This is a genomic window from Mucilaginibacter sp. R-33, assembly GCF_049949235.1.
In the GTDB taxonomy this organism is placed as follows: Bacteria; Bacteroidota; Bacteroidia; order Sphingobacteriales; family Sphingobacteriaceae; genus Mucilaginibacter.
In genome coordinates, this window is sequence record NZ_CP188089.1 from 4,551,478 (window position 1) to 4,577,994 (window position 26,517).

General features: G+C 43.1%; 15 protein-coding genes. 4 read left to right on the top strand and 11 right to left on the bottom strand.

Going from position 1 to position 26,517, the window contains the following annotated elements; all coding sequences use genetic code 11:
• Positions 1-63: 63 nt before the first annotated feature.
• Positions 64-1,362, top strand: coding sequence for an IS110 family transposase (locus ACP26M_RS18680; RefSeq protein WP_426582235.1), 1,299 nt, complete (start codon positions 64-66; stop codon positions 1,360-1,362).
• 243 nt (positions 1,363-1,605) lie between these two features.
• On the opposite strand, the gene ACP26M_RS18685 is transcribed toward ACP26M_RS18680, so the two are convergent.
• The 3 genes from ACP26M_RS18685 to ACP26M_RS18695 all read right to left on the bottom strand — a co-directional run bounded on the left by ACP26M_RS18685 (position 1,606) and on the right by ACP26M_RS18695 (position 7,497).
• A complete protein-coding gene (locus ACP26M_RS18685) occupies positions 1,606-2,931 on the bottom strand; it encodes a vanadium-dependent haloperoxidase (RefSeq protein ID WP_426582237.1) in 1,326 nt (441 codons plus the stop codon).
• Between the two features lie 10 nt (positions 2,932-2,941).
• Positions 2,942-6,292: a VCBS repeat-containing protein gene (locus ACP26M_RS18690; RefSeq protein WP_426582239.1), complete on the bottom strand. Its 3,351-nt coding sequence runs from the start codon at positions 6,290-6,292 to the stop codon at positions 2,942-2,944.
• Positions 6,293-6,468: 176 nt separating this feature from the next.
• Complete coding sequence (locus tag ACP26M_RS18695; protein ID WP_426582241.1) at positions 6,469-7,497, bottom strand: glycoside hydrolase family 53 protein; 1,029 nt, start codon at positions 7,495-7,497, stop codon at positions 6,469-6,471.
• 153 nt (positions 7,498-7,650) lie between these two features.
• Between ACP26M_RS18695 and ACP26M_RS18700 the strand changes: the two genes are divergently transcribed.
• Positions 7,651-8,211, top strand: a complete 561-nt coding sequence (locus tag ACP26M_RS18700) for a thioredoxin family protein (protein ID WP_426582243.1) — start codon at positions 7,651-7,653, stop codon at positions 8,209-8,211.
• 124 nt (positions 8,212-8,335) lie between these two features.
• On the opposite strand, the gene ACP26M_RS18705 is transcribed toward ACP26M_RS18700, so the two are convergent.
• The 5 genes from ACP26M_RS18705 to ACP26M_RS18725 form a co-directional block, all read right to left on the bottom strand.
• A complete protein-coding gene (locus ACP26M_RS18705) occupies positions 8,336-9,436 on the bottom strand; it encodes a phytase (protein ID WP_426582244.1) in 1,101 nt (366 codons plus the stop codon).
• A 61-nt stretch (positions 9,437-9,497) separates the two neighbouring features.
• Positions 9,498-10,751 carry a right-handed parallel beta-helix repeat-containing protein gene (locus ACP26M_RS18710; protein ID WP_426582246.1) on the bottom strand — a complete coding sequence of 418 codons (1,254 nt, stop codon included), beginning with the start codon at positions 10,749-10,751 and terminating at the stop codon, positions 9,498-9,500.
• Positions 10,752-10,785: 34 nt separating this feature from the next.
• A complete protein-coding gene (locus ACP26M_RS18715) occupies positions 10,786-13,554 on the bottom strand; it encodes a TonB-dependent receptor domain-containing protein (protein ID WP_426582247.1) in 2,769 nt (922 codons plus the stop codon).
• A 258-nt stretch (positions 13,555-13,812) separates the two neighbouring features.
• Positions 13,813-15,456 (bottom strand): tetratricopeptide repeat protein, encoded by a 1,644-nt coding sequence (locus ACP26M_RS18720; RefSeq protein WP_426582248.1) that lies wholly within the window; start codon positions 15,454-15,456, stop codon positions 13,813-13,815.
• Positions 15,457-15,798: 342 nt separating this feature from the next.
• Entirely contained in the window at positions 15,799-18,915 is a 3,117-nt protein-coding gene (locus tag ACP26M_RS18725; protein ID WP_426582249.1) for an AsmA family protein, read from the bottom strand.
• Between the two features lie 350 nt (positions 18,916-19,265).
• On the opposite strand from ACP26M_RS18725, the gene ACP26M_RS18730 reads away from it, so the two are divergent.
• Positions 19,266-19,772, top strand: a complete 507-nt coding sequence (locus ACP26M_RS18730) for an REP-associated tyrosine transposase (protein WP_426582250.1) — start codon at positions 19,266-19,268, stop codon at positions 19,770-19,772.
• 31 nt (positions 19,773-19,803) lie between these two features.
• Here ACP26M_RS18730 and ACP26M_RS18735 read toward each other — a convergent pair whose 3' ends face one another.
• The 3 genes from ACP26M_RS18735 to ACP26M_RS18745 form a co-directional block, all read right to left on the bottom strand.
• Positions 19,804-21,198: an IS4 family transposase gene (locus tag ACP26M_RS18735; protein ID WP_426589699.1), complete on the bottom strand. Its 1,395-nt coding sequence runs from the start codon at positions 21,196-21,198 to the stop codon at positions 19,804-19,806.
• A 372-nt stretch (positions 21,199-21,570) separates the two neighbouring features.
• Positions 21,571-24,054: a glutaminase domain-containing protein gene (locus tag ACP26M_RS18740; protein ID WP_426582251.1), complete on the bottom strand. Its 2,484-nt coding sequence runs from the start codon at positions 24,052-24,054 to the stop codon at positions 21,571-21,573.
• Between the two features lie 44 nt (positions 24,055-24,098).
• Positions 24,099-25,811, bottom strand: coding sequence for an arylsulfatase (locus ACP26M_RS18745; RefSeq protein WP_426582252.1), 1,713 nt, complete (start codon positions 25,809-25,811; stop codon positions 24,099-24,101).
• A gap of 213 nt (positions 25,812-26,024) precedes the next feature.
• On the opposite strand from ACP26M_RS18745, the gene ACP26M_RS18750 reads away from it, so the two are divergent.
• Positions 26,025-26,492, top strand: coding sequence for a DinB family protein (locus ACP26M_RS18750; RefSeq protein WP_426582254.1), 468 nt, complete (start codon positions 26,025-26,027; stop codon positions 26,490-26,492).
• Positions 26,493-26,517 lie beyond the last annotated feature (25 nt).

A 26,517-nucleotide genomic window follows, 5' to 3' on the forward strand; every position in this document is an offset into this window, starting at 1 on the left:
TCCGATGGGTAGCCTGTCTTTTCTTTAAACTCCTTCGGGCACGGTTTAAAAAGCGTTATAAGTATGGAAAAGATGCATTTTCATGCGGCAGGTATAGATATTGGAGCCCGCAAGGTATTTGTGGGTCTTGAAGGCCAGCCGGTTCGTTCGTTTGAGACTTTCACCAGTGATCTGGTATCACTTAAGAACTATTTATTGGAGCATAAGGTAAGTACAGTGGCAATGGAAGCCACAGGAGTATACTGGTATGTACTTTACGATATTCTTTTAGATGGGGGATTGGATGTGTGGCTTGTTGACGGAAGACAGACGCGCCAGTTACCAGGCAGGAAAACAGATGTAAAAGATTGTCAGTGGATACAGCAATTGCATAGTTATGGCTTGCTGAACCGCTGTTATGTATCCGAAGGTCATATCAAAGAATTGCGTAGTTATCAGCGCCTTCGTGAGGATCATCTTCGGAGTGCGGCCATGCATGTTCAGCACATGCAGAAGGCCTTAATAGAAATGAATATCCGTTTGCCGGAGGTATTAAGCCAGGTCCATGGAGTAAGCGGGATGGCGTTAATCGATGCGATACTGCAAGGCGAGCGAGATCCTGATAAGTTGTTTTCACTTTGCCATAAAAAGATCAGGGAGAATAAAGGGGAAGAGCTATTGAAAGCCCTGCAAGGTCATTATACAGCGCAAGGGCTTTTTGCATTAGGTCAGGCCTATAAGGCTTATGGTTTTTATCAAGGTCAGATAATGGAATGCGACAGCCAGATTGATAGTGTTTTACAACGGATCAACAGGGATAAGAACCTGCCGCCGGGAATAAGCGAAGGAAAACGCAAGGCGATCCGTCACAACAAACCTCATATCAACAACCTGGGAGATCATCTGTTAAAAATATTTGATGGTAAGGATGCAACTAAACTTCCGGGTATTACAGATTACAACTGGTTACAGTTATACACAGAGGTGGGTTCGGATCTTAGCCGATGGCCAAGTGAAAAACATTTCACAAGCTGGCTTGGTTTATCTCCCGGCCAGGATCGTTCAGGGAAAAAGAACAAAAGTAAAAGTAAGGGTAAACCGGCCGTCGGGCAAATATTCAAACAAATGGCCCATGGATTATTGAACAGCAAGTATATCGGCTGGGGTTCATTTGCAAGAAGATTAAGAGGCAGAAAAGGTCCGGCAATAGCTATTAAAGCAACAGCCAGAAAACTGGCCGCTCAATACTGGCGTTTAATTGTAAAAGGAGCCGACTTTGTGGAAAAAGGGCTGCAAGCCTATGAAAATATCATTAAGAAACAGAAACAAAGGCGATTAGAAAAACTCGCCTTTGAATTAAATAGGGAACTTGTACCTGCTTAAATTATTATGTCATGGGTAGCCCGTCGAAGACTCGCGCGCAGAGGCCCTGCCCACCATGCTTCGACGGGCTCAGACTGACAAGCCCCCTTTGTCATCTAACCTTCAGCGTCCATGAATTTAATCACTCAGCATGACACCCTTTTTAAGTTGTCATGAGAGATGAAAGCACCATCTTCGCCCTGTATAGCAACTCCACTTATCGAAAAACTCTTTCGCCACCGCTCATAACAACCATGCTTATATCTACGATTTCTTTTGCCCGCTCATTTTAGCAACAACCAGGTTCCCCACTTTATTCCCCTGTACGATACCATTGTCAATAGCATCCATAAAATGAATACCGCCCCAAAACCTTGATATAGCAGCTTCTTTGGCAGCCTGTGTAAACGAACTGAAATACCTTGGCGGAATGCCATAATTTACTTCCACATCATCGGTATATGTAAAATTATCGCCAAAATAATGCGTGAGGATAACCGCAGCTGTTGATGAAACTACCGAATGCCCGCTGATATATTCCGGGAACGGAGGGGTTTGCAGCAGGGGTTTCCAATGCGGGTCTATATACCTGCGGATGGCCGTTTCCGGCCTGATGCGGTTGGTGCGGTATTTATCTTCCCAGCAGCAAATGAAACCATCCAGCAGGCCTATGGCTACAGCGGTATTGATCTGCACCGTTTTAGAGAAACCGGTTTTGGCCTGCTTACAGGCGATGGCCGTTATCCCCATCCAATGTGCACCCGGCGAGATCTTTTTTAGGCCAATAAGCATGTGCCCGTCATTTTGAACGGCAAAAGGGTTACAGTCCCAAAAATTGGCAATATCTTTTTCTTCCTGCTTTAAGCCGTTACCGCTTTTGGCATAGCTCATTTGCAGGTATTTATAAAAAGTTGAGTTTTTATCCGTTGAAAATGGGATGGGCGCATCAGGCACAAATTGTGCGGCCGAATCAAGCGTCATAGGCCGGATAGTGTTAAAATATGGCTCGACAGGTAGCATATAAGCAGGCGGGGTAAGGTCCCAGCTACCGGGTGTTTGCTTAAGCTTATAGCGTGGATAGTTACTTATTTTCCGGTAACCATCGGCCCTGGCATAAGCCAGGATCTGTTTACTGATTGTTTTGGCATAGCTTTTTGAGCTGTCGATCACTTCGCTGCTGAAGCCAATATTTTTGCACGAATCAATAAAGGAAGACTCGTAGCCCAGCATTAAGGTACCCGATGGTAACAGCCTGGCAGATGTTTCAAACATGGCCAGTACCGCACTTAGCTGATAATTATAACCGGTATTTGGTTTGGGATGTTTGATATCCGGATATTGATTCAATACCCCGCGCATACTGTTGATCTGTTTGTCGTTTTCGGCAACTACCTCATACCCGGCAAGGCAGGTATAAGCAAAAAAACGGGCGGCCAATGGCGGGTTGGTAACGTCATGGATCATTACGCTGGTCATATGGCCAACAACTTTGCTCACGTCCTGGTTGGTTAGTTCGGGTTGCTTTTTCGGGCTGCAGCTTATCATCGCAAATAAGCCGCAGGCAGGTATTAGCATTAACAGTTTTTTCATTGCCTTTGTATTATTGCTTATAAGCCTTTAGTTTGCCTTTATCAAGGGCAAATAGTAAAACGTTATTTAATGGAAGTACGCTCCTGACATCGCCCCGGATGTTGAAGCCCGATTGCTGCTGGTTTATATATTGGTAATTACCCCTGCCATCCCCCTTTAGCAATACGCCATAGTTAGCATCATATTTACCAAAACGGATGCGGGCCTTGTTGATGTTGCCGCAAAGCAAAAGATCCTCCTTGCCATCATGGTCATAATCAAATGAAGTAATGGTAAAAACCGGCGAATACTGGGCCTGTAAGGGTAATACCGCCTGTTTTAATTTTCCTTGTGCATTACTGATAAAACATGCTGTAGCCAGTTCATTGGCTGTCAGTTTTTTTACATCTTTCATTTCTTCGGCAGTAAAAATCTTGTCCATGGTAGCATCGGCATAGCTTTTATAATCGGGGAACCGGCCGCGCATGACACTCATCTGGTCAAGCAATTCATCACGGCTTACAAAGGGGTAACTTTTATGCTGAATGTAAAAACAAAGCATCGGGTCAACGGAGCCGTTATCATCAAAATCTTTATAAAACATTTCCGCAGGCTCGGCGTCGCTTGCTTTACATTGCGTATTTAAACCTACGTTTCCGGCTATAAGATCCGGATGGCCGTCATGGTTGATGTCGCTTACCTGTAAACAGTTCCACCAGCCGGCATATTTTTTATCAAAGTATTTTGTTGTGGCATCGGTTAGCTTAGTGCCGCTATTTTCAAAAACCGTGATCGGCATCCATTCGCCGGCCAGCACCAGGTCGGGCTTTTTATCGCCATTCATGTCAACCCAGGCGGCATCGGTCACCATCCCTATATTTTTTAACGCCAGGTTATATTTTGCGGTTTCATTAGTAAAATGCCCCTTGCCATCATTGATCAAAATATAGCTTTCTGGCGCTTCGGGATACTCTCCGGGTATTACCCTGCCGCCAACAAACAAATCGGGGAAACCATCGCCATTGATATCGGCCGCTTTTACACAGCTTTTACTGCTGATCATTTTGGGCAAAGCGTTGTTTGTCTTGTTAAAATTTCCTTTGCCATCATTGAGATAAAGCCTGTCCTGCAATAAGACATCATCCGGTTTATAATCGGCATAGCCACCAGAGGCTACATACAGATCGGGTTTACCATCGCCATTGGCATCAAAAAATAAAGCGGCGGCATCGGTACTGTTTTTATCGGCTTCAAAGGTGGGTACAGCTTTGCTGATAAATTTTCCATCCTTTTGCTGCAGGTACAAAACACCGGCTTTGCCATCATGCGCGCCGGTGTAAATATCCTCAAGCCCATCGCCATTTGCATCGCCTTTGGTAAGGATGGAACCCGAAAATGATATGGAGTTAACCATTAATGGCTGCCGTTTAAAATCATTGGTGGTATTATCGCTTTCGCTGCCTGCGATAGGGGCAGGTACCTCTTTAAATATTGGGTTGATCTGTTTTTGTGCAGGACTGCCGTCCGTGGCGTCCTTTTCATTTAAAACAACCTGTTTGTCAGCTTTTACTTTTTGAAGCACCTGCGATTTGCCGCTTTGCCAGGTAATTCTTAATGAATCTACCTGCTTATCTTTTCCCAATCCAAAATGAAGTACTGTTGAAACGGTTGACTGGTAACCACGGTTTGGCATCTGCTCCAGGTATTGCGTTTTATTGCCCGAATAAATGCTCACCTTAGCACCTACCCCCTGCGTATTTGCACCGCTGCCGTTTAATTTTACAGCTAAATAATGGTTGTCATTTTGTTTAGCCGCCTGGTTTTCATAAACAAAAGCAGGCTGATTGATATTATTTACCACCAGGTCAAGGTCACCGTCATTATCCAGATCGGCATAAGCGGCGCCGTTACTGTTTGATGGCAGCGTTATGCCCCATTGCTCACTTTTATTGGTGAACGTTGTATTGCCATTGTTTTTAAACAGGTAACTTTTCATTTGCGATGATGGCATCTGGCTTACAATATCCAGGAGGTCCTGCCGCATTACACGCCGGTCTTTAAGGTTATCACCCATAAACTTCAGGAAATCCATGTTGGTGTAGTCACGGGTATAACCGTTACTTACAAACAGGTCTTTCCAGCCATCATTATCATAATCGGCAAAAAGGGGCGACCAGCTCCAATCCGTATTGGAGATGCCTGCCAGCTGTCCTATCTCGCTGAACGAGTTATTGCCGTTATTGACCTGCAGCATATTACGCATGTACTGGTAATAAAAGCCTACCCTCAGGTTCAGGTCAAAAGCTTCGTAATTATCAATGCCGAACAGCAGTTTTTGCCGCTTGTTATCTTCGGGAAGCATATCCAGGGTGTAGATATCGGGTTTGCCGTCATTATTAATATCGGCTACATCATTCCCCATAGAGTAAAACGAGCTGTGACCAATCTGTTTCTGGAGCTCATCGGCAAAACTGCCCTTGCCATTATTAATGTACAACCTGTCGGGAATGCTGTAATCATTGGATACATAGATATCCGGCCATCCATCGCCGTTAATATCGGCGATACCGGCTGCAAGGCCATATGACAGTGGTGTATTGATAATGCCTGCACCGACGGTAACGTCAGTAAAATGATTATTGTCATTCCGCAGCAGCCTGATCCCCGATTCGTTATCCCTTTTGGCCGACATCTCTTTAACAAAGGCATCATCCATAATACTGATCCGCCCTGGGTTGTGGTTAACTAACAACAGGTCGAGGTCACCGTCCCGGTCATAATCAAAAAAGTATGCCTGTGTACTGAATGATGGGAAATCGAGGCCAAAATCAGCGGTCTGGTCTTTAAACATGGGTACACCTGCGGCATTGTTTCCCTGGTTTATAAACAGTTGGTTAACCCGCTTCTCGGCCCGTACCTTACCCGAATAACATATGTAGATATCCAGCTTACCGTCACCGTTAACATCGGCCATGGTAACCCCCGTTTTCCAGGGACCGGGCCTGCCTGCTACTCCGGCATCTGCGGTAATATCCTTAAACTGCATATTGCCCTGGTTCAGGTACAATTTATTATCGGTCATGTTGCCGGTAAAATAAAGGTCCTGCAGGCCATCGCCGTTTAAGTCCCCAACTGCCACGCCGCCGCCGTTATAAAAATACTCGTACATCAGCACATTGGTGTTCAATCCTTCGGTTAAGGTATTGGCAAAATCAACATGGGTTTGTTCCAGCTGCAACAGTTTAAATAAAGGCTGACCGGAATTTTCGGAAGGCCCATGGCTACATCCTGCAAATAACATCAGCGTACATACAGCAGGGAATATCAAAAACGATCGTTCTTTTCGCGTTTTAAGCGGGAGGGGGAACCGGAATATCTTCATTGTGGTTTATTGTGGCTGCGATAAATAGGCATCGCAAATTTGATGTCAATATAACAATTATTCTACATGCAAAGCATTTTTAGAAAAATCGCTTTAAGAAGCTACATATAGTGACTCTGCAAATTGGAATTGTCCTTACTTATCCTATGATAAAGCCAAAGCGTATCATGATCCTCCTATTCAAGGGACAGCCGAATATGGTATTGTTTACTAATGCTGTCATAAGTAGCCATATGCGCATTAATATTTCCCTGTTTATCAACAAAGGTTTCGCCCCAGCTAAAGGGCTCCCAAATAAAAGTGCCTTTAACTTTATTACCAGGTAATGAAAAAGCTATATCATTTACCTCGCGTTTGCGCTGCGAATATTCCACCACTATCACATCCTGTTTATAACGGGCGGTGAGGTCGGCAAGGTTGTTGCGTAAACTATCCGGTGTGCCATGCCACTCGGGATAATATGATTGGCCAATGATATCGAAATTAACGCCGCGTTTGAGCATGTTATCTACAAAGTATCTTGATTCTGCATTTTGTCCGCCGCAGGCAATATGCAGCATTACCCTGATATTGCTGCTCACGCTTTTGACACAGTTAATGCCAGCCTTTAAAAAGCCGGCCAGGGTATCCGGGTTTTTGACACGGCCGTCGGGCCATAAAATGCCGTGGTTAATTTCGTTGCCTACCTGCACCATATCGGGCAGCGTGCCCTGCTTTTTTAGGGCCAGCAAGGTAAGCCGGGTAAATGCCTTTATAGAATCCTGCAGTTGCTGGTTGTTGAGCTTTTTCCAGGCGGCAGGTTTGTATTGCTTACCGGGATCGGCCCAGTTATCACTGTAATGAAAATCGAGTAAGAAGCCCATTCCGGCTTCTTTAATACGCAGAGCCATCTTCTTGGTATCTTCCAAACCACAATAGCCTTTTGCCGAGTATCCGCTATCGGCCTTAGGATTATTGAATATACGAAGCCGTACATAGTTAAAGCCATGATCTTTCAAAATGGTGAAAGGGTCCTTGTTTACGCCGTTATCATAAAACTTATGTCCCTCAGCTTCCAACTGAGGGACAAATGAAATATCGGCGCCCATGATCTGCTTAAACTTAACCGGAACGTTTTTAGCCGGCGAATATTTGTAGGCAGATAAAGCGCCGGTGCATACCAGGCTAATTGCTGTTAATAGCAGTTTGTTTATTTTAATTTTCATGTACCCCGCTTTGATAATCAAAAATACATAGTATATTAATCATAGCCTGGTAAAGGTTATCGAAATTAATCTACATCAACAAAATTCACACGCACATTATTTAATTTCATATCGTAAAAGGAATTGCCATAAATGGCGCCAAATGCAATTATTATGGATTTCACAGCATATCAGCAGCTATTTTTCGATATTTTGAACAGCCCTAATCCGCCGGCCCCGTACGACAACCCGGATTATTTAAATTATACAAAGCTTAATTGGTCGCGTCAGCAGCGCTGGCTAAAGGTTGGTGTACTGAACCCGGATCTGACAAATGCCATCGAAAAGATCAGCAAACCACAATTATGGACGGTTATTACCGAGGCTTGGTGCGGCGATGCTTCGCATACCATACCGTTCCTGCATCGCCTTTCGGAACTAAACCCGCTTATTAAAGTTGATTATCAGCTAAGGGATTCGCCGCCGTTTTTGATTGAAAGCTATCTTACCAATGGTACCCGGTCAATCCCCAAGATCATTATTGCAGATGAACACCATCAAGACCTTGCGACATGGGGGCCGCGACCGGCCGAATGCCAGCGATTATACCTTCAAATGGTTAAAGACCATATTGAAATGAGCGAAAAAAAGATAGCATTGCAGAAATGGTATAACGAGGATAAAGGTGAAAGTTTTCAGCTGGAGTTTTTGGATATTATTAACCAGATATTATAACTCCGAAAAAGCGTCATTGCGAGGTACGAAGCAATCCCCGAATAGCAGAGAAGCTTTGCAAATCCGACTTGTAAAGTCGGGGATTGCTTCGTACCTCGCAATGACGATTCTTTATATTATGTTACTATTTTACTTTAAGTTCTTTGCCCGCTATATCTTCCCAGCGATAATAGTGAAAAGTTTTATCGGTACTCATTACCACAAAAATGCCATGTTTAAAGGTATCATTTAAAGAAGTAGCAGTTACATCACTGCCGTCACTTTGCCTTGCGGCTACGTTGGCTATTTTTAGCAACTTGTGTTCAAAAGGATTTGCTTTGGTGCCTTCCCTGCTGAAGATTTGAAAGCGGTTGGCACCCTGGTCAGATACAAGGATATATCCGGTTGTATCCGTAAGCTTATAAATCGAGATTCCTTCATGATCGGCATTAAAGCCTGTGGTGCCAAATAAAGCCAGTTCCTGGTCGCCTTTTTCAGGGTCGGCATAATACTGGCGTACCCCTACCTGTTCGTCTGAGTAGTAGATGTACCCCAGCTCATTATCAACAGCTATTGATTCAATTTCTTTTTTGCCGCTGTATTTGCCGAACTTACGTACCAATGTAGCCCTAACATTTCCCGTACCATCATCTTCAAGCAAATACTGCCAGATATATCCGCCGGTTTGCGGACCATTTTTGCGACCCGCGATGGCATACATTTTCCCATCTTTTGCAGTATAGATGGAGATACCCATTAAATCGCGGTATTCAAAGCCGGTTTCTCCAACAAAGGCATCCATACCGCCATTGTCTACGGGTTTCATGTCAGGCAATGAATAGATCCGCAGTTTATGGGCCATGCGCTCGGTAGTAATAGCAATATCGGTGGGTTTGCCGCCAAGCATCAACCCATAGGCCAGGTCAACATTGTTTGGCCGCTTTAAGCCACGAACAACCTTATCCTTAATAATTTTACCCTGCAGGTCGAACACATAAAGGGCGCCTTCGCTGTTTTTATCGGTGCCGATGATCAGGCTTTTAGCCGGATCAGCCGAGTTGATCCATATGGCCGGATCATCAGTATCATATAATACAGGTTCTGTGATAACTACCGGTTTTATTTCGGGTGCTGTGCTGCCCGGGATGGTAAGCCCTTTACCGTTTCGTATCTGGCTTTGGCCGCAGGCGGTATTACCTATGGCAACAGCAAGTAGTACAAATGTTAATTTGCTCAGTTTATTCATTTTTTATTAATAATAAAAAATGATCCTGCAGAAGTATGCAGGATCATTGCCATGAGTTAATTTATTTTGTTCCGAAAGCGCCAATGTAATTAGCCGGAGCAGGAGATACGTAATTTATCCCGTTTACGGTGATACCCGCAGCGTGGTGACGGGTGAAGTTGGTTATACCATGATTTAAAGCAGGAGAACCGCTTTGCAAATGAAAATCCCAGTTTACATCATAAACTGCGTTCAGTACCGGGGTAGATTCAGGATAATTCACAAATTTAGGATCGTTATCGCCTGCTTTTGTGCCTCTGACCTCATTAACACCACCAATAATATCTTTTGATGGCTGAAACTGGTTTACCGTAGTTTGATCGTAGCCGTAGTAAAGGTTATTGCTGATCACGGTACGTTTATCTTCAGTTGATTTGGTGTCGCGTTTGATACCAAAACGGGTGTTTGCAAACAGGTTGTTGTAAATATCGGCATGTACGTTGTTTTCCAGCCAGATAGAACCGCCCTTTGCCGATGGCCTGCGCCAGCCGGTATTTACCATGGTGTTATTATAACAGATGATGTAAGCCTGCGGCGTACGGTCGCCCGAGTTCGATAACTTCAATGCATTGGTGTTGGCGCTGTAAACCAAGTTAAAGCCAACGTCAGCCAAACAGCCCGATTTAAAGTTCATGGCCTCACCGCCTGTTACCCCTGTGGTATAAAAAGTATTGTTGGCAAAAATGATCTTGCCACCCTCTATATAAGTACAATCTTCCTGAAAGTTGCGGATAGTTGAGTTTACAACAATCAGTTTGCCGTTAACGTTCGAAAACCACAACGCGGGTACATTTTCGCCGGCTACTGCTTTGTAAAGGCCTTGTTTTACCGACGTTGAAGCATCAGAAGTGGTATTACCGCCATACTCCAAAATAGTATGGTCAAGTACCAGCTCGGCGCAGGTTTTAGCTGCAAGGATCCCACCCCACATTTTTCCGAATTTTTTGGCGTCGGTACGATATGCCGGGTTTACGGTTATCCTAACCGGGTTTTCGGCGGTACCTAATGAGTACAGATTCCCTTTTACTATAAATTCAGGTTTAGCAATGGTATCCATCAACACGGTTACCCCCTCTTCAATAGTAAGCGATTTACCTTCGGGAATAATAATATCACCCTTAATGATCTGCATGCTGCCTTTAGCCCAAACGCCTGATACTTCACCGCTTGCCGATCCATCGTTTGAGCTGGTGTCAACATCAAGGTTGGCTTTCCTGCAACTGCTAAAGGCTATGGCCGATAGCAGCACTGCCGCGAATATTTGTTTTAGTTTCATTATAATGCCTTTTATTTATGATTGATAAATTATTTTAAAGTTTGTATCTAACACCTATCAGGTAAGTTTGCTTATAGTAGTCACTGCGGATTAAGGTTTGTCCGTTTGCTACGATGTTATCATCTTTCAGCGTAGCATTTTCAGGGTTGGTACCTTTCAGGAACAACTTAGCTGGGGTATTAAGCAGGTTGCCCGCTTTGATAAATACGCTCAGGTTATTTTTAAAACGTTTTTCGGCTGATGCATCCATCTGGATAAAGCCACGCTGCCAAAGGTCATTATTCACAAACTGCGATACAGTGTTGATGCGCGGACCGGTATAGGCTCCGGCAATTTGTGCATCCCAGCCCTTCTTAGTGTCCTTATATAATAATGACAGGTTGGCGATATGCTCAGACTGACCATATAAAGGCCTGGTTTGATTCACCGTAGTCAAGTGGGTATCACCATTTGCATCGGCGATATAAGTATCTTTGATGGTAGTGATGCGTGAATGGGTATAAGTATAATTAGCTTTTACGCCAAACTTGTTAAAAAACTTAACCAAATCAAGCTCTAATCCATAGTTTTTAGCTGTACCGAAATTGCCCGGAACATAATAAGTATCCTGGCCGCGTGTAGCATCCGCCTGGAAACTATACTCTATCGGGTTCTTAATCTGTTTGTAAAACGCCCCGGCTAAAAACTGCATGCTTGCGTCAGGGAAAAGTTCATATCTTAAATCGTAATTATCTGCAATAGCATGTTTCAGATCGGCATTACCACGTTCGTCATAGTCCTCACCCGGCCTGGTTCCTGGTATAATCTCGTAAAAACCAGGTCTGTTAATCGATTTGAAATAAGAGGCATGCAGTTGCTGTTTATCGGTTAAAAAGTATTTGAGCGTTAGGCTTGGCAATACATCAGTGTATGTTTGATTACCTGTCGGCCGTGATTCACCCTGGGGAAAAAGCATGTGATAACCCTGATTAGTGTGCTCAACGCGTGCACCACCAACTACCTGAATAGTTTTTGTAGTAAATTTAAACATACCATAGCCGGCACCTACCTTTTCAGATGCATCATTAGTTAATGAATTGGCAACTGCACCCGCCTGATTTGTAACGTTAAAATTCAGTTGGGTGTAATTCGTAAAATCAGTACCATACAATGCGCCTGGATTGGCGGCAGCAAGGTTATAATTGTTATAGAAGCTGCTGCGCTCTTTATCGCGGTATAAACCACCGGCAGAGAAATCGACATTAACACCGCCAATTGGTGCGGTATAGGTGAGGTCTAAATAACCTGCTTTATCTTCGTCTGTATTGCGTTCCCAGCGGTGGGTAAGCGATGTGCCGTTAGTGAGATAAGTGCGCCTGTCGACAAAGTTTTCGCGTACACCGTTTAGGCTGATGGTGGTATTGTTAGGCACTTCGTTTTCGGCCGAAGAATAAACTGCCGACCATTGTACCTTAAGTTTATCGTTAAATAACTTATGATCACCACGCAGCGTTCCGCTGTAAATTTGTTGCTCGGTAAAACGGCTGCGGGTTGAATAACCTAACTGGGCATTTCCTTTATCCGGGTCGTAATCAGTTGAAAAATTGGTAGATTTTTCGTCGCGGACCTGGATACTGGTTAAGTTAACATAGGTATTAAAAAAGCTCAGTTTATTGCGGCTATCTAACAAGTAATCAATTTTTGAAAATAAGCCGTAACGTTTTTGCTGTTCAGAATATTCCCTGTCATCCCGGCTGGTAACCGCGGCATACTCGGCCGTTGGATTTACTTTAGTGTTGTAGAATACACTGTTGCTACCCCGATAGGTATTTTGATAGCTACCGGCTACCAGCACGCCCAATTTGTTATTAAAAAAGCGCTGACCTAACGATAAGCTACCAACAAGGTTTGGTGCAGGATGTTTAAGCGAATAATTTAAAGTTCCGGTACCAAAATCGGCCTGCGTTGCCTGATAGGCTTTACCGTTAATTTCATAAGGGGACTTATGGTTAATACTTGAATAATCATAGCTCATAAACTTACGATCCAATAGCAGCTGGCTGTAACCGCCCGCGATGTTAGCGTTAATTTCAAAACGCTCAGGAGCATCTTTCATGACCATGTTAACAACACCACCAACAGCATCACCTTCCAGGTTTGGGGTAAGTGTTTTATAAACCTCCAGCCTTGATAGCAGATCTGAAGGGAAGATATCGAGCGGCACGTAACGGTATTTACTATCAGGACTTGGGATTTTGATGCCGTTTACCAGGGTATAGTTATAGCGTTTATCCATACCACGTAAAATGGCATACTGGCCATCGCCGTTGGTATTACGCTCAACCGATACACCTGATACGCGGGAGATAACGTTAGCTACCGTTAAATCGGGAGATACCTCGATAGCCCTGCCCGATACGATGTTCATTACCTGTGTGGCCTGCTGCTCAATTCGGCGGGCTGTCCTTTCGGTCGAGCCATTTTTTTGCGATACAACGCTGATCTCCTGTAATTGCTTGTTTGCTTCATCCAGGTAAATTTTCAGATGCGGGTTATCATCTTTAGTAATTTCAACCTGTTGCGTTGCGGTAGTGTACAAGATGTAAGATACCCGAACGGTAAAAGAACCTTTCGGTACATCTTTTAACTCAAACGAACCATCCAGACCGGTGGTGGTGGCAATCTTCGTTCGGTCGAGGCTAACGGTGGCGCCTACCATAGGCTCACCCGTTTTACGGTCATAAACATGACCTTTTAGCTTTGTTGCGTTAGCGGCTGTAACGCATAAAAGCATGAGTAATAATGTTTGTAAGTATTTTTTCATTTTGCGAAACGATTAATGCAATTGTGATTTGCTTTTTGACGGCGCAAAGGTGTTTAAACAACTCATACTTGCATTAATACATAGCGTTACAAAAAGGAAACAGCGTTACATGCAGTGTATACGACAGGGCAACATAAAAGTATAATAAACTGATTATCAATAAAATAAAAAAAATAAAAACCTCCATTATCATTCAATTACCGTTACATTAAGCTAATGTTAAGCCACAAAAAGACAAGTAAATCAGCGGCAATTAAACTACAGCGCCTGTATAAAAGTGGTAAGATTTTCGCCCTGTTCAATATTGAGTTTTTTCCTTAAACGATATCGTGCAACCCGCAAGCTATCAATAGAAATCCCTAATAAACCGGCAATATCCTTAGAATCCATATTAACCTTAAGGAGGGCAATCAGGCGTAGGTCTGTTGAGGTGAGATCATTAGTGCGCTGCTTGAGCTTATCGAAAAAGCTTTGGTGAACCTGTTCAAATGCAACGGTAAACTCCCTCCAGTGCTGCTCGTGGTTAAAGCTTTGATTTATTTGCTGAATAATTTGCTGCATCTGCCGCTTCTGATCGCGTTTATCCTCTTTCACCATATCCTGCAACGTATTGCGCATGCCCTCTAACAACTGGTTATTCTTGATCAGGTTTAAGGTGTGCGATGACAGCTCCTGCCCCTTAAGGTCCAATTGCTGTTTAAGGCTTTCTTCTTCCAGTTGCTTGTTCTTCAACTCCAATTCCATTAAATCGCGTTGGGCTTCAAATATCGAGCGGTTCTGTTCGGCCAGGGCACGCTGGTCACGTATTTTAAGGCGCTGCCTGCTGAAGGTTACAAATCCCAGGATAATAAGCAGCAGGGATATAGTAACACCTGCAATAGTGACTATCTGGTTGGTTTTACGGATATTGTTAAGGCGCGTAATTTCATCGCTTTTCTTATCCATATCATATATCACCTGTAAAAATGAGGTTTGCTTAATGCTTTCTCTTGAGTAAACCTCAAGCGAATACCTACGGCTGAGTTCCAGGTAATGATAAGCACTATCCAATTTGTTAAGCAGCTGATATGATTTGCCCAGATCACGGCAGGAGGCTGCCAGCTGGTACAGGTTATCTGTTTTCAACGATAATGCATAAGCTTTACGCGATTGAATGATCCCCTCTTCGTACTTACCGGTTTTCCGCAAAATATCGCCTATATTATTGATCACCTCAATACTGGCAACTTCATTATTGTACTTGTTGTAGATCTCTAACGATTTTTTAAAGCAGGAATATGATGAATCGTAATTTGCCAGGTCCTCATGAATGCTGCCAAGGTTCTCGTATATTTTTGCCTGTCCGTAATCGTCGCCTATCCGCTTGTAGCTACTTAGGGCCAGTCGCTGGTAATAAAACGAACTGTCGTATTTATGGTGCTTTTCGTACAGGTGGCCTATAGCGCCAAAGATCTCGGCCTGGCCTTTTTTATTATTGGTTACCTTATATAAAGTCAGTGCTCTTTTGTATAACTGGAATGACTTATCTGATTGCCTGTTGTAATAATACAGGATCCCCATTTTACCCAAATTTTCGGCCAGCAGGTCCTTATTGCCAACCTGCCCAAATACCTTATTGGCATGTAAATAAAAATCAAGGGCCTGGGCATAATGCCCTTGGTTAAAACAGATCTGCCCCATTTGCTGCAGGCTCAAACCAGCAGCAAGGTTATCATTATCCTGAATTGCATCAGCATGGATCTTTTTCAGCACGAGGAGTACCGAATCGGGATGTTGCTGAGAGAGCAATTGCAGCTGCTGAAACCGGTCGGTTTTGTTGGATTGTGCACGTACCGCTGTACCAGATATTAATATAAACAGGTAAAAGGTTAATTGAATAAGCCTGATGTAGCGTTTAATCATATCTGAAAACTAAGCGGATTGTCATTGCAAAGAAGTTGTCTCTTGGTGCCTGCGCACAAAAAGACAAACAAAAGAAGTATTTCAATATGAACTTAATGTTAACAAACTATCGCGTGTTAACTATTTTATATTCATGAATATGCATCGTGAGTTTTTTATTCCCTCCCTTGGGAGGGGTGCGTTGGGATTGTGTATTGGCAGGCAGGGGCTTATTGGCCATTGCAATGATCAGGCATCTCGCTAAAACCCTTCCCTACCCCCTTCCCAGGGGAGGGAATCGCACAATCCCTGCTTTTATTTCTTTTGCAAATGAAATCGGCAGACTATCAGACACTCTTAGTCTTAGTCTTCGTCTTGTGTCTCCTTAAGTTCATCTTCTTTTTTGCCTTTACCCAAATGGATGATGGGCTTATCCTGGGTGCCGGTAATGGTCATTGGGATACCGAAGATGCCGAAAGGAGGCAACCCTAACCTGAATTTCAGGTTTAGTTTACCATCCAAGCCTACCTGACCTTCAAACCTTGGCCTGAAGCCGGCAATACGCATTTTGGTGCGCTCGATAGTCATGATGTTATTAGCTATGGTACTTTTGATATCAACCTTTTTCACATCACCATGTCCAACACTGTCATGACCGGTTTGCTTGCCAACCGCGCTTAATAATTTTAATCCGTATACTTTTACTTGTTTTACAGAAAGTACACCGCCGCCTTTTAGTGACGGATAAACAGGTTTCATATCGCTGTTAAGCTTACCTGCCAGCTTATAATCTAAAGATACAACACCTTGTACATGCTCGGCCGAAGTTGCCATATCATGAAACAATTTGATCTCACGGTAAGCACGTTGAATGTCAAACTCTTTGGCGTTGATATGGTAATCAAAAAATGCTTTTTGCGGGTTGATGCTGCCATAAGTGGCATCCATATCTACGGGAGCACCTATCAGGCTGAAACCGGTTTGCTTAAGTACAATTTGCCCGTTCGTGACGTTCATTGCACCTTTAGCATCACTGATATCCAAACCGTTATATTTTATCTTTTTAACATCAGCAGCAAAATTAAGATCAAGATTGGAGGGCACCAATATCACACCCGATGATTTGGTTGGTTTGGCAGATGCAGGCACACCGGCAAAAGCCATAAAATCATCGGCAATGATCAAATCGCTCTTCAAATTAAACTCACCTTTTAACGGCGAGTTTGGTTGCATGGCATAGCCTATCACATTGGATAAAGCACCGTCAAGCACTACTATTGATTTACCATAGTTAGCCTTAAACTGATCAAACTTCATTTTATCCTGGTTAAAGCTGAATACGCCGTTGGTGATAAAAAATGGTTTCGGGAATAGCTCAGTTGTAAGCTTGATATTCTTCACCTTCATGCTGCCCGAGTTATCCAGCTTGTCATAAGGACCGCTGGTTGCATCGCTTTGCTTTCCTTTCAGTTTAAAGTTGGTGCTTACAAAACCATTTACATCATATCCTTTTATGGCAAATACTTTATAAATTTTACCAAGGTCAAGGCTACCGCGTGAAGTTACGTTATAATCAAGGTCATCAAAATTACGGAGGTTAGCCCTCAGCAAAAATTGCTGTCCTTCAAAATTGAACGATACCGGTTTAATGTTCACTTTAAGCCCTTTTAACGAGCCGGTGTTGTTAAAAATGTTTACGCTAACCTGCACATTTTGCATGGGGTGCGGATAGTACTTGGTTTGAATATATCCGTTTTTCAGGTTGATCTCCGCATTGGTAACCGGAAAGATGCGGCGGGCCGGAATATACCTGCCTTTACTTTGCAGGTTGGCATCAAAATCACCGCGGAAATCAATACTATCAACCGGATAAAACTGCTTGATATCATCTAAACGGAATTTAGCATTCAACCCGGCATCAATCAATGCGCCTGCTTTATTGCTTAATTTTAGATAGCCTTTGATGTAATTATTAAGTGCATTAATGTTCAGGTTGCGCACATCCACAGTGGCATTGCCAATGTTATGGTCCGGACAAGCGGCATCCAGGTCAAAACTAATATTGTTGATAGACTGCGGCAGCTTGCTGTATTTAAAATAGCCATTTCTGAAAGTTGACCTGAGTTTAAATTGGGGAATACTGGTTATCACGGTATCAATCTTTTGCCTTAGTCCCGTTTTCCTGATGCCGGTGGTGTACTTACCCTCGGCCAGTAAATGCAAACCATACCTTCCTTTTACCTGGAATGGCTTAATACCAAAAACCTTGTACCATTGCTCCAGGTCAATTTCGGTATTCACTTTAGCATAAATATATGGCGATTTGATTCCCTTTAATTTCAGCACCGAACCAAAGTAGTCCTTACCAATATTAAAATAAACCGAATCAATATTAACTTTTAAACTGTCGGGGTTGAGGCCAGGCAAACTGGCATCCATATTCAGGTACAGGTTTTTAACCGGCGCAGGAGTACTTTTGTTAACGATGGAACCGTCGCGCACTTTCATGCTGATACCCAGGTTGGGCATAATATTTTTTGAGGCGATGTACTTTCCGCTAAGATCAAGCTGGATGATGCCATTACCGCTGATATCCATGTTATCAACATATTTGGCGTATTCATCCGGAATGGCGGTAAAAACGTCACCAAGGTCATTCTGATCGCTCCTGATCTTGAAATCCATATCATAACCATCTTTCAGGAACTCAAACCGGCCTTTAAATTTAACCGGGAGTTTGTTAATAAGCAGATCATTTTTTTGAAATGCGAAGGCCAATGATTTGGTATTGATACTGGTAACCAGATCTGCATTTACTTTTTTCTTAAGTACGTAAGCTTTGTTACCGTAATAAAAATCTACTGACGCCGCGTCCACATGGCTATAAAGGTCAAAGATATCTTTGCTTAAATCACCGCTGCCTTTGTAGTTAAGCTCGCGCGCGTTGATCTGCATGGGCAGCGAACGGTCGTCATAAACCAGGTGGCTTTTGTCTATCAAAATCTGTTCTATGCCTAATGATGCGCTTGCGGTATCCGCTGTGTTATCCTGTTTGGGAGGAGATGATTTGTAAACATTATAATTGGCTTTACCGGCACTGTCAACCTGGATGTTGATTAACGCGTGATCAAGATAGATCTTGTTTACGTTGATCTTGCTTTTAAAAACCGAAGAAAGATCGATAGCCAGCGAAATTTCTTTGGCAGAAACCAGCGTGTCATTTTGAAAAGGTGTGCTGCCATTCAGCACAAAATCATTAAGCGTAAGGGTTAGAGACGGGAACTTTTTAAAGAATGACAAGCGCGTACTTGAAAACGAAAGCTTGCTGTTTACGCTGCCTGCGGCCCATTGCTTTATCTTTTGCGTTACCGTTTCGGGAAAAAGATAAGGCAACAGGAACATTAACAGCAATAAACTAACAACGGTGATGGCGCTTATTTTAAGCGTTTTAACCAATATTTTTTTAAAGGGGAGCGGCATAGAACTTATTATAGCTAACGAAGCATGAAAGTAATCATAAAACCCAATTATTGAGTATCAAATAATGTTAGGAGAAAATGATGGGGGGATGGCGCAAGTAGTGCGGTGAAAACACTGACCACAAGCTGTATAGACTGTGCACTATAGTTTGATTATTCAATGCAAAATTTACAACCTTATCGGAAGTCATAAAACTCCAAAGCCTATGGTCAGTGTTTTCACCGCACCATATGATTCCTTACAACCTATGCTCACTATAGACTGTATTACGATTAAAATCCCAAAAGCCTGTGGGTTGGTGTTTTCACCGTACCACATGATTCGTTATATTCGTATTACAAACATCAATAATGCATCAGGGCATAGAATTTTTTACTGCAACCTGCCTTAACTGGCAACCCTTACTTGATCCGGATAATCACAAAGAAATCGTAATCGACAGTTTAAGCTTTTTAGTAAAGAATAATAGGATATGGCTTTATGGTTATGTGATAATGCCTAATCACGTACATATTTTGTGGTGCAAACAACCTCATTGGCTTAACAAAAATGTACAACAGCATTTCAGCAAATTTACCGCGCAACAACTCAAGTTTAGCTTAATAAACACCTCGCAAAGTTTGGACAATTACAAAAGCACTCAGAACGATCGCGAGTATCAGTTTTGGGAACGGCGACCATATAAGGCAACAATGTACAATCGCACAGTGCTCGAACAAAAGTTAGATTATATACACAACAACCCTGTTAAAGCCGGGCTATGCCAATTACCTGAAAATTATTTGCATTCATCAGCTTCGTACTATATCAATAATGAGGACAATGAATTGATAACGCACTATATGGAACACATGTAGAAAAAAGTTGTTGGTGACAACACCATATCCGTTAACCTAAGGGATTGAATATGTCGTAAACAATCTCAAAGGCTGCTTTTTTCCGTTTCTTAGGTTCAATGAGCATGTTTTTTATAATTGGGAAAATGAATATCTCGCACCACTGTTCAAAGCTCATGGAGCTTTTTACCACTTTTCTTAATGCATAATCAAACTGGCGTGCCTGCTTGAAAAACTTCCACATAGAGCAAGCGTATCCGGGCACTCCCTTTTGAATAGCTGCATCGATACATCGGAAGATCTTCCAGTTGAGTAATATCCATATGAATTTGGCGATCAACTGGCATTCCAATCTGTCTTTTTTAACTGCCTTGATCTGATGTATACCGAACAACGATTTCCATGTTTTGAATACTAATTCAATCTGCCATCGTAAGCGATACAATTGAATAATAGCTGCCGCGTTAAGGGATTCTTTCGTTGTATTGGTAATGAATACGCTGAATTTACAACGGGTCTTGTACTTATCAGTAAGTTTACTTTTCTGACTTTTTGCTTTTTGTTCAGCTTTTCTTATTCGTTCTGACCATACCGCCTCCGGTACAGGTAAAGCGATCAGGCGACAAGTGATGGCATCTTTACCTGTTCCAACAATAACCTCCGTATCAAAATGATTATTATTATTCTGCATCTTTTGGTACAGCTTTACCCAATCTATCTGCTTACCATTGCTGCACTGGACAAACTTTACCTGTGGGTGAGGTCTGTTCAGGAAAAATGCCTCTTCCTTAATTACTCTTGCAAGATATTCTAATGTTACAAACCCCAGGTCCCGGATATGCAATTCGTCTTTGCAGATCCGGTCTAATGTCTTTCCCGAATGACTTTGGTCATTTTCAGTTGCTTTTGTTAATTCAAGGTTCTCCCAGTTCCCGTGCTTCAAATCAAAAGAATACTGAATGTTCATAATAGAAGATACTCCAAAGTTTCCAAAGCCTGGATAATCTTCCGCGAATTGGTCGGGTAGCGTAAACTTAGAGGAATCAGCGATTAGCACACGTGAAAAAGGCTGCCAGCTGTTTAGCTGGCCATGATCCAGCTTTAAAGCCATTTGGGTTGACAAAACCGATTTCAGAAAGTCAAGCGTTCTTGTATTGAAGCGTTTGTGCAGTCCAACTTTACTTAAAGATTTCTGATGTTGCTGGGCCAGATCGTTACAGCAATCCTGCAGACTAAGCTGGCTATGGTCTAAATCACTAAACATCAACGTGTCGATAAACTCCGATGGTTTTAGCTTGGACTGCCTTTGTAGGAAACCACTTTTTCGAGCTAATTCAGAAAGTTTATCAGGGTCTATAACTGAGCGGATGCTGGTTTGTAGTTCGGATGCATAATCAGTAACAAATGTACTTTGATCGAAAATAAAAGGCGCTTTTCCCCTTAAAATGAATGATTATCGCGAAAAAAAACTTATTTTTATAAAAGAAAAGGCGGTAATTGCCTCGAAAACAAACCGCCTTTTTAATAAATATTAAACTATACAAATATGGGAAAATCTAAGTGGTTTTGCCCAATGGCGAAGCCCCGTCATTTATAACTCCTCAAAAAAACTTTTTTAAAATCCTTAGGTTAACGGCTATGGTGAAAACACCGACCACAAGCTGTATCAGTACAAGGTAAGACCTTCGCTTACTGGCTGAAGTTTAGTGGTCGTAACTTTGACCAGACTTTAACAAAAAAGGGGAGCTTGCGTAGCGGGCTCCCCTTTTTCAATTGATATTTTAGCCTGTGGTCGGTGTTTTCACCGCACCACTCATCATCAAGGCTTATTACCCGCCAATTTATCTCTTAAAGTTTTCATATAATAACCACCAATTACACTCCGAGCCTGGAAGCCTACCATTTTACCATTGGTAGTTTCATGCCAGTCGCTTAGTGGTACGCGCGATGAAGTTTCGGTAGCAAATTTGTAAACCGGGGCAACTAAAGCGTTGAAATCAACTTGGTTATCGGCCATTGCTGCTGTCCAAAGGATCCAGTCGCTTTTGGTGTAGGTTTTACGGCTATCAAGCGGCAAACCAAACTCCTTTTGGTGTGCTAAATAGTATTTAAGCTCGGTATCGTACACTTTTTGAGGGAATAATTTCAAGCCCAACACTTTATCCCAAACCATGTTGTATTTCTGGCTCCAGGTATCTTTGCTGTCAAACACCAGGCCGTAGTGATCGCCCGCGTTGGCTTTGTCTTCCCATTTTTTAGCCATGTCTTTAGCCATAGCTTTGTACTTTTTAGCTGTTGCGGCATCACCTAACATACCGGCTAATTCGCCGTAGGCGTCAATGGCTACAATAGCTTTTACTGATAAGTTGGCATTGTGTGCCAGGTGACCGGCGAAGTCATCAGTACACAATTGGCTACCCGGATCAAAACCTGATTTAGCAAGGTATTCAGTCCAGATAGTTAATGTTTTCCAGTGTTTTTTAGCATAGTTGGCATTGCCTTCAACTTTTGCTAAAGCAGCGTTAAGGATGATCATATTACCACTTTCTTCAACCGGCATGTCCTCGCCATAAGTTTGGCCGTTAGCCAATGGATAAGTACCTAAATCGTGCGATGAGTAAGGTTTATTCCATTTACCGCTTTCGCTGAAATAGAAGATGCCGTTCATCATGCCCTTCAACAAATCAGGATTGTATAGCAGGTACATTGGAGCCGAAGGGTAAGTAATGTCAACCGTGTTGATTGAGCCATTGCTAAAGTTCTCTTTAGATAGGAACAGCAATTCACCCTCCGGGCTTTTAACCAATTGGTGTGCGGCGATACTTTGACGATAAGCCATTACACATAACTTGGCATATTTTTCACCGCCGGCTTTAACCGCGTCGGCCCAGATCTTAGCATCTGTTTTTACACAAGTGCCCATCACTTTAGCGTAGGTTTTAGTAGCATCGCTCAGTACGCCTTCAATAGTAGCGCCTGGAGTATTTCTCCACCATGGCCTTAAATTGGTTTTAAAATATTGGATAGCATAGATATCATCATACCCAACAGAAATAAATTTAGATACCGGCGCAGCAGTTACTTTACCAAATGGTAATACTGTGCTTAACATGAATTGTTTACCAGTAGCCGTATTTTCACCTTTTTGGGCGCCCAGGAATGATGAAACAGCATCACCTTCGGGAGTGATGTATTGCTTAGCACCGGCAGTTGATGAAGCTACATAAACATAGCCCCAGTCAATACGCAGGTTATCACCTTTTTTCTGTAATACGGGTTGTTCCACAGTGCCGGCTTTTAACAGCTTAAGGCCGTTTTGACTGTATTTTGATGCAGTAACTTCCTGTGATGGTGTATTTACAGCCAGATTACTTGATACCCCCTGATAGATCTGAACATCATGAGCTTTCCCATCGGTTGATTTCAATTGGTAAGTGATGTATGATACCGGGGTGGTAAGTAATTTCAAATCGCCCATAACCAATGGCGAAGTGAACGTAACTTTCAGGTTTACCTCACCTGCTTTAAAGTTATATACGGTTTGGGTAGCTGTAACTTTAACGCTGGTTTGCTCAGCCAGTTTAACGGCTTCGTCATCCTTGCTCAACACTTCTTCAGCAAGACCGGCATCAATAAACGAGCCGCCACCGGTGTTTTTGCAATGAATAGCCAAAACGTTTTCACCCGCTTTCAGATTCGATTTTGCACTGGCAGGCAACGCAACAGTTTCAAAATCGCCGTTAGCGCCACCTTCGGCAGCAATCTGCTGGCCGTTCAGGTATACTTCGGCTTCATCATCATGATAAATTTTCAGCATTAAACGGCCTTTCGGTAATTCGGCAATATTGAATTTGCGACGAACCCAAATGTCTTTACCTCTCCATTCGGTGCCTTTGCTTGCACGTTCATCGCCAAATGGCGCAGCGCTGCTTTTCCAGGCCTGATCATTAAAGCCCGGTTTTTCCCAACCTGCTGCCGGGGCAGTTTCGGCCAGGTATTGGCTGTTGTACGATTTTTCGTCGGTAGCTGCTAAAATGGTTTTATAATTAACGGCCGATGCGCCCATAAAACGGTAGTAATTGCCATCAACCTTAATGAGGCCCAGTAACGATTGGTCTTTCCCGGTCCAGTGTTTGGTGGTTGATTCATTTAACTTATCGGTGTTTGACCAGATGCTGAAATAAGTGTTGTGCGTGATCAGCGGATAAGACGGCATCTTATCCTGTGCCAGCGCTGTTTGTGCAACAAACGATGCTGCCAGTCCGGAAACAAGCAAGTACGTTTTTTTAAAAATGCGGTTCATAAACTACGTTTTACTTTTGGTTTTAATTTATTGTTGGTTTTTTATTATTTACTCTTATTTCCGGGCTTTGGAAAAACCTGGTGCGTATTTGCCCAAATATGCCAAAGGCTATCCAGTTGGTGCACTTTTTCCGGGTATTTCGATTTCAGATCGGCAGTTTCGGTTTTATCCCGCGACAGATCGTACAAATGCCAGGTAGTATCATTACTCAGCGATACCAGCTTCCAGTTCCCTGAACGCGCATACCTCGCGCCGAAGTGCTCGTTAAACAAATCCTCATGACCCGGAGCATATTTTCCTTTAAAGCTTGGCACCAGGCTGATACCTGTAGTCGGTAGAATGTTGTACCCCTTATATGTTTTAGGGTATCTGGCCCCGGCCAGCTCAACAAAAGTGCTCATGAAATCCATCACATGGCCCACATGGTCATTAAAGCCACCTCTATTAGCAGTAATCCCCTTTGGCCAAAAGGCGATCATCGGTGTATGAATACCTCCTTCATATGATTCGGCTTTCCAATATTCATACGGCGTGTTGGCTACGTTTGCCCAACGCGGCCCGATTGACGAATAAGTAGTCTCCGGGCCCGGCAAAGCTTCTTTCTTTGTGGCATAAACAATTTTCCGTCCGTCGCGGGTTTCATTAGGGCGATCAAATCCCGGACCATAAGCAGCGCAGTTTTCAGCACTTGCCCCATTATCCGACAGGAAAACGATAAGCGTGTTATCCAGCTGCCCCGTTTCTTTCAGCGTTTTAATAATGCGGCCAATACCCTGATCCATCCTGTCAATCATGGCGGCATGAACAGCCATGGCCATGGCATCCCACTCTTTATCAGGATTGTTTTCCCATTGTAGATCGCCTTTCCAGCGATCGGACAGCTTCGTTTTTGCAGGGTCGATAAGGCCAAGCTTCACCATTCTTTTATACCGCGCTTCGCGAATAGCCTGCCAGCCCGCTTTATAAGTGTCTTTATATTTGGCAATATCTTCGGGTTTTGCCATCAGCGGCCAGTGCGGTGCATTTTCGGCAACGTACAAAAAGAACGGCTTTAACGATTTAGCGTAGCCTTTGATATAAGCTACCGCTGTATCGTTAATAGCATCTGTATGATAGTAGTTTTTGGGGACTGTTTTAATGGGCTTAGTACCGCTAACCAAACTAAAAGGATCGTAAAAATCGACCACGCCCCAAATGGTTCCGAAAAATTTCTCGAACCCGCGGCTGGTTGGGTACTGGCTAATGGGCGAAAAATCGCCAAAGTCTTTATGATGATTTAACCAGGCCATCTGGTCCTGCGCGTTAGGCTGTCCGTTGGTGTTGGACACATGCCACTTTCCCGACATGGCGGTATGGTAACCTGCGGATTTCAAAACTTCGGCAAGGGTTACTGCATTTTCTGTAATATGACCGAGATAGCCGGGTTCGTCTTCGGCGTCGGTCATTTTGCCTATGCCTGCCTGCTGATTGTATAAACCGGTAAGTAAAGATGCTCTTGTTGGGCAGCAACGCGATGTGTTATAGAATTGCCTGTAGCGGATACCATTTTGAGCAAGGTAATTGATGTTGGGGGTATTAACCTCACCACCATAACAGCCCAGATCAGAAAAACCCATATCATCGGCCAGGATCACGATAATATTCGGGCGTCTCCTTGCCTGCCCAGCTTGCTTCACGACTTTAGTTTGCCACGCAACTGAAACAAGCGCTATTGCACCGGCACCAACTAAACCGGCATATAGTTTATATTTATTCATAGGTGATCAAAATACCTGCGCCAGTTCGGTTAAATTTACGTTTTAATAAAGCAGGAAGGTTAAAAAATGACCGGGGCTTTTATGCCTGAACATATAGCACTACGGACAGTATTACACATTCCAAATTAAAGCAATCATTTTACACAAAACGGCTCAATCATTGGTAAAATCGTATCATTTTTGTGATGAATTTTTAAATTAACCGTAAGGCATATGAGCTTATATACATCACTCTCCGAAAGACTAAAAACCCAGCATCTTACCATAGAACAATTGGTTGCCTATATAAGCAACGATAAATTAATTACGCCACCGGTACCCGGCAAATGGAGCGCTTTAGATAACATAGCCCACCTGGCCCGGTACCAGAAAATATTTACAGACCGTATACACCTGATATTGAATAAAGATACGCCTGTTTTTGATCGTTACACCGGAGATCTCGATCCTGAGTTTATACCTTTCAGATCAATGGGTTTAAGAGAACTGCTGGACGTGATAAATACGGACAGGACAACAATTATCGATCTGTTATCGGGGCTTAGCGACAGCGAATTATCGTGCATTGGCGTACATCCTAAATATGGCAGGCTAACCATCTTAAAATGGGCCGAGTTTTTTGTATTACATGAGGCCCATCATTTATTCACTATTTTTCAGTTGGTTAACGGTACCGAATAATTTTATCTAACAAAAAAGGCAGCCC